General features: G+C 43.5%; 15 protein-coding genes. 8 read left to right on the forward strand and 7 right to left on the reverse strand.

What is annotated here, in order from left to right; all coding sequences use genetic code 11:
* Positions 1 to 4: 4 nt before the first annotated feature.
* Entirely contained in the window at positions 5 to 415 is a 411-nt protein-coding gene (locus AC3WJC_RS15040; protein ID WP_492399943.1) for a hypothetical protein, read from the forward strand.
* A complete protein-coding gene (locus AC3WJC_RS15045; protein WP_492399944.1) occupies positions 405 to 953 on the forward strand; it encodes an NUDIX hydrolase in 549 nt (182 codons plus the stop codon). Before AC3WJC_RS15040 ends, AC3WJC_RS15045 begins: the two co-directional genes overlap by 11 nt.
* Here AC3WJC_RS15045 and AC3WJC_RS15050 read toward each other — a convergent pair whose 3' ends face one another.
* The 4 genes from AC3WJC_RS15050 to AC3WJC_RS15065 form a co-directional block, all read right to left on the reverse strand.
* Complete coding sequence (locus tag AC3WJC_RS15050) at positions 954 to 1,412, reverse strand: nuclear transport factor 2 family protein (RefSeq protein WP_492399945.1); 459 nt, start codon at positions 1,410 to 1,412, stop codon at positions 954 to 956. It abuts the gene before it with no gap.
* A gap of 2 nt (positions 1,413 to 1,414) precedes the next feature.
* Positions 1,415 to 3,757, reverse strand: a complete 2,343-nt coding sequence (locus AC3WJC_RS15055; protein WP_492399946.1) for a DUF6263 family protein — start codon at positions 3,755 to 3,757, stop codon at positions 1,415 to 1,417.
* 104 nt (positions 3,758 to 3,861) lie between these two features.
* Positions 3,862 to 5,289 carry a chromosomal replication initiator protein DnaA gene (gene dnaA / locus AC3WJC_RS15060; protein WP_492399947.1) on the reverse strand — a complete coding sequence of 476 codons (1,428 nt, stop codon included), beginning with the start codon at positions 5,287 to 5,289 and terminating at the stop codon, positions 3,862 to 3,864.
* A gap of 443 nt (positions 5,290 to 5,732) precedes the next feature.
* Positions 5,733 to 6,266, reverse strand: coding sequence for a DUF7935 family protein (locus tag AC3WJC_RS15065; RefSeq protein ID WP_492399948.1), 534 nt, complete (start codon positions 6,264 to 6,266; stop codon positions 5,733 to 5,735).
* A 95-nt stretch (positions 6,267 to 6,361) separates the two neighbouring features.
* On the opposite strand from AC3WJC_RS15065, the gene AC3WJC_RS15070 reads away from it, so the two are divergent.
* Together AC3WJC_RS15070 and AC3WJC_RS15075 are read left to right on the forward strand one after the other, a co-directional pair.
* The gene (locus AC3WJC_RS15070; protein ID WP_492399949.1) at positions 6,362 to 6,709 is read left to right on the forward strand and encodes a HesB/IscA family protein; all 348 of its coding nucleotides are present in this window, start codon (positions 6,362 to 6,364) and stop codon (positions 6,707 to 6,709) included.
* A 123-nt stretch (positions 6,710 to 6,832) separates the two neighbouring features.
* A complete protein-coding gene (locus AC3WJC_RS15075; RefSeq protein ID WP_492399950.1) occupies positions 6,833 to 8,074 on the forward strand; it encodes an ABC transporter permease in 1,242 nt (413 codons plus the stop codon).
* Positions 8,075 to 8,153: 79 nt separating this feature from the next.
* On the opposite strand, the gene galE is transcribed toward AC3WJC_RS15075, so the two are convergent.
* Positions 8,154 to 9,179 (reverse strand): UDP-glucose 4-epimerase GalE, encoded by a 1,026-nt coding sequence (galE, locus tag AC3WJC_RS15080; RefSeq protein ID WP_492399951.1) that lies wholly within the window; start codon positions 9,177 to 9,179, stop codon positions 8,154 to 8,156.
* 11 nt (positions 9,180 to 9,190) lie between these two features.
* Complete coding sequence (locus AC3WJC_RS15085) at positions 9,191 to 10,171, reverse strand: UDP-glucuronic acid decarboxylase family protein (protein WP_492399952.1); 981 nt, start codon at positions 10,169 to 10,171, stop codon at positions 9,191 to 9,193.
* 77 nt (positions 10,172 to 10,248) lie between these two features.
* Here AC3WJC_RS15085 and AC3WJC_RS15090 point away from each other — a divergent pair, with 77 nt between their 5' ends.
* Positions 10,249 to 11,466 (forward strand): 3-deoxy-D-manno-octulosonic acid transferase, encoded by a 1,218-nt coding sequence (locus AC3WJC_RS15090; RefSeq protein WP_492399953.1) that lies wholly within the window; start codon positions 10,249 to 10,251, stop codon positions 11,464 to 11,466.
* A gap of 12 nt (positions 11,467 to 11,478) precedes the next feature.
* On the opposite strand, the gene hemH is transcribed toward AC3WJC_RS15090, so the two are convergent.
* Positions 11,479 to 12,498: a ferrochelatase gene (gene hemH, locus AC3WJC_RS15095; RefSeq protein ID WP_492399954.1), complete on the reverse strand. Its 1,020-nt coding sequence runs from the start codon at positions 12,496 to 12,498 to the stop codon at positions 11,479 to 11,481.
* Positions 12,499 to 12,650: 152 nt separating this feature from the next.
* Between hemH and AC3WJC_RS15100 the strand changes: the two genes are divergently transcribed.
* From AC3WJC_RS15100 to AC3WJC_RS15110, 3 genes are read left to right on the forward strand one after another with little or no spacing between them, the layout of a single operon-like run.
* Complete coding sequence (locus AC3WJC_RS15100; protein WP_492399955.1) at positions 12,651 to 13,469, forward strand: alpha/beta fold hydrolase; 819 nt, start codon at positions 12,651 to 12,653, stop codon at positions 13,467 to 13,469.
* Entirely contained in the window at positions 13,466 to 14,092 is a 627-nt protein-coding gene (locus tag AC3WJC_RS15105; protein ID WP_492399956.1) for a lysophospholipid acyltransferase family protein, read from the forward strand. Before AC3WJC_RS15100 ends, AC3WJC_RS15105 begins: the two co-directional genes overlap by 4 nt.
* A gap of 10 nt (positions 14,093 to 14,102) precedes the next feature.
* Entirely contained in the window at positions 14,103 to 14,726 is a 624-nt protein-coding gene (locus tag AC3WJC_RS15110; RefSeq protein ID WP_492399957.1) for a lysophospholipid acyltransferase family protein, read from the forward strand.
* The last annotated feature ends 1 nt before the right edge of the window (position 14,727 follow it).

Here is a 14,727-nt window from a genome sequence, read left to right on the forward strand (position 1 = left end):
ATATATGCAACAGCGCGATTATATATTAGATGAAGCCCGGAAGTTCGCCTTATTGTTAGCGCGGCTTTTGGGACTGAAAGCCGAAGGAAAAATCCATCAATATAACAGCGTTTTTGACGATGCCTTGCTTAATGAATACAACATTGAAGCAGAACGGCTGTTAGCACTAACCGAAGCTGACTTTAAAAACTACATAGCACATGCCGGTTACAGTACCGAGAAATTGAACGCGCTGAGCCAACTTCTGTACATGTATGCCGAACCCTTTGAGGCGGATGAAGAAACCGCTTTACTACTCAAAAAAGTGATGATCATATTTGATGCACTGGAAACAGACCATCACTATGAATCATTTGAAAACTTAGATAAACGGAATACCATCTACCGGTATTTTACTACTAACTATGGATCTTAACTGGAAAGTTCTCGAATCAACCTATCTGCATAAAGGCCCCTGGGCGACCCTGCGCAGCGATAAATGCGAAATGCCCGACGGGCGTGTTGTTGAACAGTATTATGTATTGGAGTACCCGAACTGGGCGAATGCCGTAGCCATTACTGAAGATAATAAGGTGCTTTTGGTAACACAGTACCGCCATGCCGCCAATGTAATATCACTGGAGATACCGGGTGGTGTAATTGATGAGGGCGAAGAACCCATACAAGGTATGCGCCGCGAACTGCTGGAAGAAACCGGTTATCAGTTTGATGATATTGAACTGTTGACCACCACCTACCCCAATCCGGCTACATCCAACAATAAAACATTTTGTTACCTGGCCCGCGGCGGTAAAAAAATACAGGAGCAACACCTGGACGAGCATGAAGAACTTGTGGTTACCGAACATACCCTAGCTGAAGTTAAACAGCTATTGGCGGATGGCAAAATAACCCAGGCTCTGCACTGTACCGCCCTGTTTTACGCGTTAACGAAACTCGGAGAGTTGAAGTAACTATTCCGGGCAATTATCCTTGCGGCGGGTATCAACAATGTAGATCACCTTCCAGCCGTCGGTGGTTTTCATCAACTGAAAAAAGTTAACGCCGCAGTGGCTGAACTTATCACTCACATAAAACTTGTAGGGTGTCCATACGCTGGCCAGGTTATCATCAATCTTGATATCGCCAAAGGTGATGCGCTCATCCCAAACATCGGTATGCGGTGTGCCTACAGCTTTCAAAAAATCTATAGGCTTTTCTGTCATCAGCACTTTGCTGCCATCCTTTTTATTGGCTACTGTTTGCAATACCATATCCTTATGAAAAACCGTACGCAGTAAAGTACTGTCGCCCTTTTTCATGGCAGCGAACAAGGTATTAATGGTTTTCTTTACCGCTTCTGTTTCGGCTTGCTGGCTAAAGGCCTGCCCGGCCAAAACTATAAACAGGCACAACATTAAAATTCTACGCATATTTAGTTTGCTGCATAAAGTTGGTTAAACTTCTTTAAAATAGCAAGCCAGTCCTGCCCGAAATTAATGTTGATCATTTTGCCATCCGGCGATATCAGAATTTTTGATGGATAGCCACGTATCTTGTAGATTTTCTCTACCGCGTTATCTGACATTAATACCGGAATGGTGAATTTATTCTCAGCCAAATAAGCTTTCACTTTATCCTGCGTGTCGTTACAGGCAATGCTTAAAAAGTTGACACCGGCATACTCACCCTTATTAATATCATCATTAAATTTATTAACTCTCGGCATCTCTTCGCGACACGGACCACACCAGGTTCCCCAAAAATCAAGCACCAGCCATTTGTCGCGATAGGTGTTTAGTTTATGCTCTTTGCCTTCAATATCCTTCAATACAAAATCAGGCGCCTGCTGCCAGGAGCTTACCACGTTATTGGCGAAAAATGTTTTAAACGCCTTATCCGGATATTTGGCTGAATATATCTTCTCCATTTCATCCAACCGCTCGGGGTTCACATTCACGTGCTCGGCAAATATAGCCAGCGCTTGCTGCTCATCGCCGGTTTTAAATAAGCGGTCAATAAACTCTTCGCGGTAACTCTCCTGCGATTTAAGAAACACCCGGTCGTAAAAACTGGCATAAGCCTTCTCCTTATTACTCTTTGGCGAGTACTGTGCTGCCTTTGCCAGGTATTGCAAAGCCTTAACTGAGTCGATAGGTTTTGCAGCGGTGTATTTTAAATAGTAAGCGTGTGCAAGCAGATTTTGATGTGCATACCTTTCGCTATTAAGCGTATCGGCAGTATATTTTTCAAGCCTGACGATAGTTTTATTCAGCAAAGTCTTGGCTGCTTCTTTTTCATCTGCCGCATATAACATGTTATAAACAAGCATGGCATACCTGCCGCTATTGGTTGCTTTACTGGTGGCATCATCTATATTTTCAAGCGTTCGAGCAGCATTTAATAACTGCTTTTTATCGGCTGGTTTGGCTTTCGCCATAACCCAAATATATAACCCCTTGCTTTTTTGGCTAACGCCGGCAAGCTTAGAGGCGTTCATCATCTCGATTAGTTGCAGGGCATTTAATGCTTTCCTTTTATGATCAGAAACCATCTTTTCGGTCTCGGCATCACTTACCTTACGCTCGCGCATGGCTTTTCTGAAATCTTCTTCCGAGAAATCATCCAGATAACTTTGCGCTAATGATTGTTGTATCCAACCACCAAATGATGGATTGACATGAAAATATTTGATGATATCATAAGTTGAATCCAGTGATTGCGTTAAAGAGTTTCCCAGTTTATTAAAAAAATGAACACCCATCGGGTCAATCAGATAATTGGGCGTTTGGCCGAGCAAATTGTCATAAAGATCATAGCGACTTTTTAACTCCAGCCCTTGTACACTGCTTAGTTTACCATTTTGGTAATAGGCGTCATTCTTGAATAAAGGATCATACTGCTTAAAAAAGGCGAACGTTTTTGCCGAATCATTTTTTGTGCCTTTCTTTAAAGCCTCGCTCCAGTAGCTAAGTCTTACAGCCATATTTATCCAGGCGGTATCTAAGGCCGGAATTTTAGTATTGTAGGTTATTTGACAGGTACGATCGCCATCATTTTTATATATTGGCCGTGCGTTTGAATCGATATACAAATAACTTTCCGTCGACTTTTGTATCAATCCGGTAACATCGTTATATACAAGTTGGTGACTATATCTTTTATGTTGCTGTGTATTAACCGGCGATACCACAATATCCAGCAAAGCGCCTTTTATAGCCACTACTTTGTACCGATTATCTCCTATAATCCATTCCGATCCATAACTTATTTTTTTATCAGGCAACTTTAAAAACAACATTTGTATATCGTTCTTCAAAGCCTTATAATTATCTACAAATTGGTTATAGATACTTTCCTTTAATACCCATTTGTTCTTGGCTGCTTTAGCAATTTCTTCAGTACTTTTAATATCCTCTACAACGCCCTTTTTATCTACTGTTACCTTAAACGGCGTATTTAGCAGCGCCAATTTTTCAACCACGCCTGAATTACTAAAATCGGTTTCCCTTATTTTATCGGTATTTATATTAAAGCGCTTACTATCGGCATCCCGCTTTTTCATGCCAATGAGCCGGCAATCGTATACCTTACTTCCGTCGGCATTTTTACTGAGCGGCGTAAAATGATATACCAGCGTTTCGCTACCATTAAATGTGCCGCTAAAATTATTGGTGTAAGTATAAGTGAATGGTTTTGATACCTGCGCCTCAACCGGTATTGAAAACAAAAAAAGAGATAATGCTACAAGGCAGGCTACAATTGGTTTAATTGACATAGATAAAGGTTTTTGTAAATATATCATTTTATTAACCAATTTATTAGGCAAAAAAAATGGCCGCATGTTTTACATACGGCCATTTAATATTGCTGAAACGAGGGTTAGCTCATTTTAAGTTTCTTCTGGATGTCGGCAACGTAGCCTTTAAATTTTTTGTCGGTGTCGATAAGGTCTTCAACGGTTTGGCAGGCGTAGATTACGGTTGAGTGATCGCGGCCGCCAAAAAAGTGGCCGATAGATTTTAATGAACTTTTAGTGTGTGCCTTTGCCAGGTACATGGATATTTGGCGGGCCTGTACAATTTCGCGCTTACGGGTTTGTGATTTAACCATTTCGATAGGCACTTCAAAATACTCGCAAACCAGGCTTTGTATATACTCCATCGAAATTTCTTTTGATGAGTTCTTAACAAAGTTTTTGAGCATTTGCTTGGCCAGGTTGAGGTCGATCTCCTTACGGTTAAGGGTTGATTGCGCCAGCAGTGATACCATAGCGCCTTCCAGCTCACGTACGTTGTTATCAATATTATGGGCTACATACTCCAGCACATCATTTGATATATCAATACCGTCCTGATAAATCTTGGTTTTAAGGATGGCCATACGGGTTTCCAGGTCAGGCACCTGTAAATCGGCAGAAAGGCCCCACTTGAAACGCGATAGCAAACGCTCCTCTAAACCGGCAAGATCCTTAGGTGCTTTATCTGATGTAATGATGAGCTGCTTACCTGATTGATGCAGATGGTTAAAGATGTGGAAGAAGAAGTCCTGCGTTTTTTCTTTACCGGCAAAGTTGTGCACATCATCCATGATCAATACATCAATGGCCTGGTAAAAATTCACAAAGTCATTAATATTATTATGCTTCAGCGCGTCAACAAACTGCTGGGTAAACTTCTCGCACGATACATACAGCACTAATTTATCCGGCAAGGTATTTTTGATCTCGTTACCTATGGCCTGCGCCAGGTGGGTTTTGCCCAAACCTACGCCGCCGTAAAGCATCAGCGGATTAAATGAGGTGCCTCCCGGTTTAGCGGCAACCGCATAACCGGCCGAGCGTGCAAGGCGGTTACAATCACCTTCAACAAAACTATCAAAGGTGTAATTACGGTTAAGCTGCGGGTCAACGTTCAATTTTTTCAATCCCGGTATAACAAAAGGGTTTTTAATGTCCTTGTTTATAGAGATAGGAATAGGCATCGACTGGTTTTTAGCCTCGGCACCATTACCGTTTGACGGCATGTTGGTGGTATACGGTTTACTTGACGACGATTGTTCTACTACAATATTGTATTCTAAACGGCCGTCATCGCCTAATTGTTTTTTAATTGTTTTACGCAATAAGCCTACGTAATGCTCTTCAAGCCACTCGTAAAAAAATAAGCTGGGCACCTGTATTGTCAGAACACTGCCTTCCATGCGCAAAGCTTTAATTGGTTCAAACCAAGTTTTGAAACTTTGGGCAGGTATATTGTCCTTAATGATCTGAAGACAGCTATTCCAAACGCTTGTACAAGTTTTTTCCATATATAGAATTTCAGTAATTTGTTGATTTACAACCCCCGAACAAAATAACCTATAGGGTTGGTACGGAACATCGAATATTGAAAAAAAAAGCCGATTAAAAAATTAAATTTTACCTTTTTAAAAATTACTCTTTTTTGAATTTTAGCTTCAAAATGTTGAGAATTTCATAATTATCCACATTAAAAGCCTTACGATATTAACAAATTCACTTTTTAGCTAAAAGTTAAATTTTTAACCAATTTATTAACCGCACCCAACCGGTAAATCGCCCGTTTTGGTGAACTTATTACGGCTGCAACACAGATTTGTTTTCGGAAAACAGCGGATTAATTTAATCTTTTTATTAACCTGCTGATACACAATCGAGGTATTTGAAAAAACGACATGACGCGGCTATCGCCGTTAATACCACAGCCAAAAATAACTGCCTTTATTTAGTAAGACTATTTGATCAACCCCTGGATATCGGCTTTGATAATGGCGGCGGTAGCGGCATAGGGGTCGGGCTGCATCATGCTTAGCTGGTGCAATATGGTTTTGGCCAGGTCAACCCCGCGGGCATCTGCCGGCTGTACCCGTTTGGCTTCGTTAACTATATTAAGGGTATCGCCCTTCAACTGCTGCATAATGTTCCAGGCTTGCTCGCTTACATATATCTGCTGGGTAACATTGTGCTGAAACTCATTACGTATTTCGGCAATCACCAAATGGTGCAGTTCATCGGCCTGAAAGTTAGCCGCGCCCAGCCTCACAAACATATTAGCCGGGTTAATACGGTCAATAAACAGTATTACCCGCTCATACGCCTGCAGCTTTAACATGATCAGTGGATCAGCCGCCGGTTTTGCTTTTGACGCGATAAGGATACGCTCAAACCTGTCGAAATAAGGTTTCAGTAAATAAAAGGCTACCCATACTATACCGATACCGGCAAGGGTGGTTTTTATAACATCAATAAGCAAGGGGTACAAATTCATAAACAGGCAAATGTTAAGCAGCCGTCATAAACTTAACAGCGCGAACAAAAATGTGGATTTTACATTATATTTGTATATTAACATTTTAAAATAACATGAGTATAGCTGTTGAAACCGCACCGGTAAGCTTTGCACCGGGAGCCGTAAAAGAATTGTTAAAGTTAAAAGATCAGCAGGAAATTGGTGACGATTTTGGTTTACGCGTAGGCGTTGAAGGCGGCGGCTGCTCGGGCATGAACTACGTTTTAGGCTTTGACCAAAAGAAAGACGGCGACCAGGAATTTTATATTGATGGCATAAAAGTATTTATGCATAAGGCACACGGCCTGTACCTTGCCGGCATGCAAATTGATTTTCAGGACGGATTGAATGCTCGTGGCTTTACCTTTAATAACCCGAACGCGGCCAGCACCTGTGGTTGCGGTACTTCGTTCTCGGTATAAATAAACGCACGTAAATAGATATTAAAGCAGCCGGTGGCTGCTTTTTTGTTTTGAAGCCTATTTTATTGTATATAGCCTGTAACAAACAAAGTGTATCCACAGTCATAACGGCAAGTTTTAAATATGGCGGTAAAAACTACCTTTCGCGAAAATCTGTCTATCGCGCTGCAATCAATCAGCGGTAATAAATTGCGTACATCGCTTACGGCACTCATTATATCAATAGGCATTATGGCACTGGTAGGCATACTTACCGCTATTGAGGGTATTAAGCAATATACCAATGATGCCTTTGCAGGCTTGGGTGCAAACTCATTTACCATACGCAACATGGGGCAGGATCTAAATTTTGGCCCCGGCGGCAGCCGTAAAGTATACCCTTCCATACGTTACGACCAGGCCGACCGCTTTCGGAAAACCTTTAAACTGCCATCGTCTATCTCTATCAATTTATCGGTTAGCGGCTCGGCTATCGCCAAGTATGGTAACGAAAAAACCAACCCCAATATATCCGTAACCGGCACTAACGAAAATTACCTGCAAAACAGCGGCTACAAATTGGCTTCAGGCCGTAATTTTTCAACATCGGAACTGGAGCGGGGCGATAACGTAGTAATTGTAGGCGATGAAATTAAAAAAACACTTTTTAAGGATGCCGATCCATTAAACAAGCCTGTATTTATTGGCAATAACCAATTCCGCATTATTGGTGTACTGGCATCAAAAGGTTCGGGCGCGCAGTTTGGCGGTGATAAGTTTTGTTTGATACCGGTATTTAAGGCCAAGCAGATTGTTACTGCTCCAAACCCTTCTTTTGAAATAACAGTGGCGGTAAGCAATAACATGGCGCTTAATGCTACGGTTGATGAAGCAACGGCACTGTTCCGTAATATACGTGGCCTGAGTGTTGGCCAGCCTCAAAATTTTGATATTAACCGCAGCGATGCCATACAGGAACAGTTGGACGGGCAAATGGCCGTACTAACTGCGGCGGGGCTCGCGGTTAGTATTATCACCCTGGTAGGCGCGGCTATCGGCCTGATGAATATTATGCTGGTATCGGTTACCGAGCGTACGCGCGAGATAGGCCTGCGAAAATCAATAGGCGCTACACCTGCCGTAATACGCCGACAGTTTTTGCTTGAAGCTATTGTGATCTGCCTGATCGGCGGTGCGGGCGGCATTATATTAGGGATGGCCATTGGAAACCTGGTAGCCGTTAACATCAGCGGCTCGTTCGCCGTACCGTGGATGTGGCTTATCATCTCCTTGGTTATTTGTACCCTTATCGGCCTCATGTCTGGCTATTACCCTGCTAAAAAAGCCGCCAAGCTTGACCCGGTTGAGGCGCTGCGATACGAATAGTACAACATCAACCTAACATAAAAACTAAGCCCCGGCAGTATAACTGGCGGGGCTTAGTTTATTAAGGTTATTTAACTTTTTATCCTATCGGGTTTTCAGCAATATATTTTTCCCAGGCCCAGGCTGATGACATCATTTCGTCCAGGCCAAGCTCGGTTTTCCAGCCCAGCTTTTGGGTTGATTTGCTTACATCTCCCCATACCTGCTCCACATCGCCGGGGCGAGGTGCACCTATCTGGTAATTCAGCTTAACACCGGTCGCTTTCTCAAACGCGGCAATCACTTCCAGTACCGAGCTGCCTGTACCGGTACCCAGGTTAAATACCTCATAACCTTTAAAGCTTTCCTGCTCAGCAAACTTTAATGCTGATACGTGCGCTTTGGCTAAGTCAACCACATGTATATAATCGCGGATGCAACTGCCATCAGGTGTGTTGTAAGTATCGCCGAATACGGTGATCTTTTCGCGTTTGCCAATGGCGGTTTGGGTGATGAAAGGCACCAGGTTTTGGGGCACGCCTATCGGCAGCTCGCCTATCAGCGCGGTTTCATGTGCGCCAACCGGGTTAAAGTAGCGTAATGATATTACTTTATATGGTGTTTCTGATGCTACCATGTCCTTCAATATCTCCTCAGCCACCTGTTTAGTATTACCATAAGGCGATTGCGCGGGTTGTACAGGTGCATCCTCGGTAACAGGTAATGCTTCGGGCTGACCATATACAGTACAGCTTGATGAAAATACAAAATTTAATGGCTTGCCATAATAACCGTTAAGCAGGTTTATCAGCGAGTAAAAGTTATTGCGATAGTATTTTAACGGATGCGCGACCGATTCGCCCACGGCTTTAAATGCCGCGAAGTGGATAATGCCCGCAATATCATTCTCGGTAGCTACTAGGTTAACTACCGCCTTTTCGTCGCAAAGGTCAACCTGATGAAACACCGGTTTGTAGCCGATGATCTTGGTAAGCTGATCGAGTATCTTAGGCTGAGAGTTTGACAGATCATCAACAATAACCGGCTCGTAACCCGAGTTTACCAGTTCAACAACCGTATGCGAGCCGATGTAACCCAAGCCGCCGGTAACTAATATTTTTGCCATTAATTAGAAGTTTATTTGTTATAGTTTGAAAAATCCTTATGCTGTATCTCGTGCTCCGGCAACGATCTGAAATAATCATACGTGATCTTCAAACCCTCGCTGCGCGATACTTTAGGCTCCCATCCTAATAACTCTTTAGCCTTGGTAATATCCGGGCGGCGTTGTTTAGGGTCGTCAACCGGGAGCGGCAAACTTATCAATTTTTGGTCGGTTCCGGTAAGTTTTATTATTTCTTCGCCAAACTCGCGGATGGTGATCTCATCCGGGTTACCAATATTAACCGGCTGCGCGTAATCACTGAACAGCAGGCGGTATATACCTTCAATCAAATCGTCAACATAACAAAACGAGCGGGTTTGCGAACCATCGCCAAACATGGTGAGCGATTCGCCCCTTAATGCCTGTCCAATAAATGCCGGCAACACACGGCCATCGTTCAGGCGCATGCGCGGACCATAGGTATTAAATATACGCACAATGCGGGTTTCAACACCGTGAAAAGTATGGTAAGCCATGGTCATGGCTTCCTGAAAGCGCTTGGCCTCGTCATACACCCCACGAGGGCCCACCGGGTTTACGTTACCCCAGTATTCCTCGGGCTGCGGGTTGATGTTCGGGTCGCCGTATACCTCGGATGTTGAGGCGATAAGCATGCGCGCGCCTTTAACCTTAGCCAAACCCAGTAAGTTGTGCGTACCTAACGAGCCTACTTTAAGCGTTTGGATAGGAATCTTCAGGTAATCTATCGGACTGGCGGGTGAGGCAAAATGCAGTATGTAATGCAAATCACCGGGAACAAACACGAAGCTTGAAACATCGTGGTGATAGAACTCGAAGTTCTCCAGTTTAAACAGATGTTCAATATTGCGCAGGTCGCCGGTAATGAGGTTATCCATGGCTATAACATGGTAATCCTCTTTAATAAACCTGTCGCAAAGGTGCGAACCTAAAAATCCTGCGGCCCCGGTAATGAGTATGCGCTTTCTTGCCATGCGTGTATGTTATTTGAAAATGATGCTTTACTATTTGTACTTTTAACCCCGACGAATATAATCATTCATCGTTCAAAATGTTTGTGCTTTATAATATTGGAATACGTTTATACTACCTGGTAATATGGCTGGCATCCTTTTTTAACCAAAAAGCGAGGCTATGGATAAACGGCCGCCAAAACCAGGTATTTATACGTTATAAAAACAGTATTTGGTTTCATTTTGCATCATTAGGTGAATTTGAGCAGGGCCGCCCGGTGCTTGAGCAGATGAAAACAGCCTATCCTAACCGGCCGGTTGTCATTACTTTTTTCTCGCCATCCGGTTACGAGGTACGCAAAAATACGCCGCTGGCTGATGCGGTATACTACCTGCCGCTGGATACGCCGGGTAATGCAGCGCGCTTTATTGAAGCAATTGATCCATCAATAGCGGTATTTACCAAGTATGAGTATTGGTACCACTTTTTTTTGCAGTTGTATAAACGCCGCATACCGCTTTATATCGTATCAGGTATTTTTAGAGACGGGCAAGTATTTTTTAAATGGTATGGCGGCATGCACCGCAAAATGCTGAAATATGTTCGCCACTTTTTTTTGCAGGATGAACATTCCAAGCAATTACTGACGGGCATTGGCATAACCAATACTACAGTGAGCGGGGATACCCGGTTTGACCGTGTTTGGGCAAATGCCGCCAACCTTAAGCAGTTACCAGAAATAGCGCAATTTATTGGCGACCATAAAACCATAGTTTGCGGCAGCACCTGGCCCGAGGATGAGAAGTTACTGGCGGAACTGGTAGGCCTCTATCCGGATTGGAAATTTATTTTCGCACCGCACGAGTTAAGTATCGAGAAAATAAACCGATTGGCTGAACTACTGCCACCGGACAGCAATATTAAATATTCTGCCTTGGCATTAGCCGACAATGGCAACAGCTATCAATGCCTTATTATTGATAATATGGGGATGCTGTCATCGCTATATCAATATGGAAATATAGCCTATATAGGCGGCGGGTTTGGCGTGGGCATACATAATACTTTAGAGGCGGCGGCTTTTGGCATCCCGGTGGTATTCGGCCCGAACTATTTTAAATTCAATGAAGCAAAAGCGCTGATAGCGCTTGAGGCGGGTTTCAGCATCAGTAACCAGGCGGAGCTTAAAGCCATTATTGAAAAACTGACTACCGATAACGCCTACTGTACCGCAAGCGGCAAAAAAGCCGGGCAATATGTTGATACGCAAAAAGGCGCTACCGAAAAGATAGTAACCTTTATAAAAAATGCCTGAACAGTTTAACGCTTAATTGTTGCGCACCATACGCTCCAACGCGTCGATAAACATGGGTGAATCGTTAAGGCTTTCCACTAATTGTACTTCTTCACCACCAAGGGCTTTAAACTCGGCACCGTATTCTTCGGTAACCTCGTAAACGGTTTCCAAACAATCGGCCACAAAAGCCGGGCAAAATACCAGCAGGCGTTTTTTACCCTCTTTGGCCAGTTTATGAATAATCTCGCTGGTGTAAGGCTGCACCCATGGATCATTACCCAGGCGCGATTGAAAGCAAACGGTATAGTCTTCCTTAGCGATGTTCAGCTCGGCGGCTATCAATTTAGCCGTGTGGTAGGATTGGGCCGAGTAGCAGAATTTATTTTTATCGGTAATGGTCTGGCAGCAATCGTTCACCTTTAAGCAATGGCTTTGGGTATGATCGGCTTTAATTAACTGGCGCTGCGGCAAGCCGTGAAAGCTGAACAGAACATGATCGTACGATGCCGGGTTGTATTTGCGGCCATTGCCGGCAAAGGTTTTTATCAGCAGGTCATCATCGTAAAACGAGTTGACGAATGATACCGGCGGCGGCGTAGGCCAGTCCTTTAACAGGCGCATAACCTTTTCATATACCGACCCGGTGCTTGCCGAGGCATACTGCGGGAACATTGGGATGACCTGGATACTATCAACAAGCGCGTTCTTCAAATTATCAAGCGCCAGCTCAATAGATGGGTTTTGGTAGCGCATAGCCAGCTCAACCATATACTCATCACCCAGGCGCTGCTGCAAGGCATCGCGCTGCAAAATGCTGTAATATTTTAATGGCGATCCGGTTTTATCATCCCAAATCTCCTTATATAATTTAGCCGACTTAGGTGCCCTGAACGGTACAATTACACCCTTAACCAAAAAGGTACGTAAAGCAGCGTTCACGTCGATAACCCGCGGGTCCATCAAAAACTCATCCAGATAGCGGCGCACATCTGCTGTTGACGGACTATCAGGCGTACCTAAATTCACTAATAATATTCCCTTTTTTGCCATAATAATTTGAGGCTTCAAAAGTAACATAAATACTACTAACCCCCTTAAATCAGGCTTATATATTACAAAATAATGATTAGCATCATAATTAGCCGGTAATACGCTTTTGCAAAGCATATATAAATTAGCGGGTATTTATTAATATTGCGGTAATGGGCTATTTACACATCCCGCAATTAGGGCAGGTACATTATCACGAATACGGCACGGGCAGCAAACCGGTGCTGGCTTTTCATGGCTACGGCATGACGGGCAGGCAATTCCATGTACTTGAACAGTCTGTTTTACCCGAGTACCATGTTTATGGGTTCGATCACTTTTTTCATGGCGGCAGCGCGCTGAAGGATTGGAGCGAACAACAAATTACACAGGGCATGCCTAAAGCCTTGGTGCGCAGTTATGTAGAAGAGTGGTTTAAATTGCACGGCAGGCAACGCTTTTCGGTATTGGGTTACTCCATAGGTGCTAACCTGGCGCTGATACTGGTTGAAGAATATGCCGACCTGATTGACGAGGTGATATTGATGGCACCGGACGGATTGTTTGTTTATAAAGGCTTTCATTTTTTGATGCATAATAAGGCCGGCCGATTGTTTTTCAGGCGGGTTACCAAAAGCAAATGGATAGCGCCATCTTTTTTGAAAACGCTTAAACGCATCGGCTTTATTGATGACAGCCTGTATAAAATTGCCTGGAGCGAAATGGATACCGAACAAAAACGCCTGGATGTGTATTATACACTCAACTTGATACGCTTACTAAAACCCGACACGCATAAAATAGCGCAACTGATCAATCAGCGTAATATTAAATGCCGTTTAATTTTTGGCAAGCACGATAACCTGTTCCCTAAACGGGAGGCTCAGCCATTCATTAATATCCTAAACAACGCCGAGGTGCATGAGGTTGACCTGGGGCATTGGCTGGTAACTACCGACCTGGATAAATATTTAGCAAAACTAAAGGCATGAAGAAAACATCCCGAAGGAAAGATTTTGCCAGTTACCTGTTTCACCGCTATGTACGCTGGTGGATGCACCGCCGGTTTGAGTCAATCGAGGTGATGCCCTTTAAACCGGTGGAAGGGCACTCCGTATTTTTCCTGATCAATCACTTCAGTTGGTGGGACGGTTTTTTTGGCAACTACCTGGCCGAGTTTCACCTTGGGCGCAAGTTTCATATTTTAATGCAGCACGATCATTTTAAAAAGCATTTTTACTTTAACTACATCGGTGCCTATCCGCTAAAAAAAAGCTCAAGGGATATGGTAGAAACCTTACGCTATACTGCTGAATTACTTAGCGACCCGCAAAACATGGTGGTCATATTTCCGCAGGGCGAACTGCAATCAAACCACATTACGCACATACATGTTGAAAAGGGAATTGACCGCGTTATTAAACAAATAAAAGGCCCCTGCCAAGTGGTATACTGCTGCGTGCTGATTGATTATTTTGAGAGCCTTAAACCCCGGGCCTACCTGCACCAGTTTGATTGCGGCGTTGCCGGGCAGGTACCGTTTGACGAACTGGTTAAAAACATCAACACCTACCACAAACAAGCGCTTGAAAACCAGGTGCACGTTGAACATTAATAGCAAAGCAATGATCACCGCGAAAAATAATAAGCTCATCCACTGGTTTTTTCACCGGTACATTTTGCGGCTGATCGATAAAAACTTCCGGTCGTTCAATCTTAATGCTATTGATATTGAAGCAGATAGGTCTGTACTGCTGATACCCAACCATTTTAGCTGGTGGGATGGCTTTATCCTGTATTACCTTAACCATAAGCTGTTTAAAAAGCGCTTTCATATTATGATACTGGAAGAAACGGCAAGCAAGGTTTTTTTTCTCAAATACATGGGCGCGTTCTCCGTCAGCAAAAACTCACGCAGCATGGTTCGCTCGCTTAACTATGCCGCTGATTTACTGAACGATCCTCAAAATCTCGTGGTTATATTTCCGCAGGGTAAGCTATATTCCAACTTTGTAGAGCAGGTTGAGTTTGACAAGGGTATACTGCGAGTGATAGATAAAGCACAACAAAAAACGCAACTTATTTTTAGCGCTACTTTTATTGAATATTTTGAGCACAAAAAACCGGGCATAAACGTTTATTTAAACAAAAGTGCTGTTAATAGCTTTAACAATATACACCAATTTACGGATGCTTACCGGCAGCATTATGAGGCGGCCAGGCATCAGCAAACACAAATAATTATATAAA

The sequence above is a fragment of the Mucilaginibacter sp. FW306-07-L genome (assembly GCF_058782065.1).

Bases quoted from the DNA above. Each gene is read 5' to 3' on its own strand.
- AC3WJC_RS15040 (WP_492399943.1), top strand. From the start codon at position 5: ATGCAACAGCGCGATTATATATTAGATGAAGCCCGGAAGTTCGCCTTA.
- AC3WJC_RS15045 (WP_492399944.1), top strand. From the start codon at position 405: ATGGATCTTAACTGGAAAGTTCTCGAATCAACCTATCTGCATAAAGGC.
- AC3WJC_RS15050 (WP_492399945.1), bottom strand. From the start codon at position 1,412: ATGCGTAGAATTTTAATGTTGTGCCTGTTTATAGTTTTGGCCGGGCAG.
- AC3WJC_RS15055 (WP_492399946.1), bottom strand. From the start codon at position 3,757: ATGTCAATTAAACCAATTGTAGCCTGCCTTGTAGCATTATCTCTTTTT.
- dnaA (WP_492399947.1), bottom strand. From the start codon at position 5,289: ATGGAAAAAACTTGTACAAGCGTTTGGAATAGCTGTCTTCAGATCATT.
- AC3WJC_RS15065 (WP_492399948.1), bottom strand. From the start codon at position 6,266: ATGAATTTGTACCCCTTGCTTATTGATGTTATAAAAACCACCCTTGCC.
- AC3WJC_RS15070 (WP_492399949.1), top strand. From the start codon at position 6,362: ATGAGTATAGCTGTTGAAACCGCACCGGTAAGCTTTGCACCGGGAGCC.
- AC3WJC_RS15075 (WP_492399950.1), top strand. From the start codon at position 6,833: ATGGCGGTAAAAACTACCTTTCGCGAAAATCTGTCTATCGCGCTGCAA.
- galE (WP_492399951.1), bottom strand. From the start codon at position 9,179: ATGGCAAAAATATTAGTTACCGGCGGCTTGGGTTACATCGGCTCGCAT.
- AC3WJC_RS15085 (WP_492399952.1), bottom strand. From the start codon at position 10,171: ATGGCAAGAAAGCGCATACTCATTACCGGGGCCGCAGGATTTTTAGGT.
- AC3WJC_RS15090 (WP_492399953.1), top strand. From the start codon at position 10,249: ATGTTTGTGCTTTATAATATTGGAATACGTTTATACTACCTGGTAATA.
- hemH (WP_492399954.1), bottom strand. From the start codon at position 12,498: ATGGCAAAAAAGGGAATATTATTAGTGAATTTAGGTACGCCTGATAGT.
- AC3WJC_RS15100 (WP_492399955.1), top strand. From the start codon at position 12,651: ATGGGCTATTTACACATCCCGCAATTAGGGCAGGTACATTATCACGAA.
- AC3WJC_RS15105 (WP_492399956.1), top strand. From the start codon at position 13,466: ATGAAGAAAACATCCCGAAGGAAAGATTTTGCCAGTTACCTGTTTCAC.
- AC3WJC_RS15110 (WP_492399957.1), top strand. From the start codon at position 14,103: ATGATCACCGCGAAAAATAATAAGCTCATCCACTGGTTTTTTCACCGG.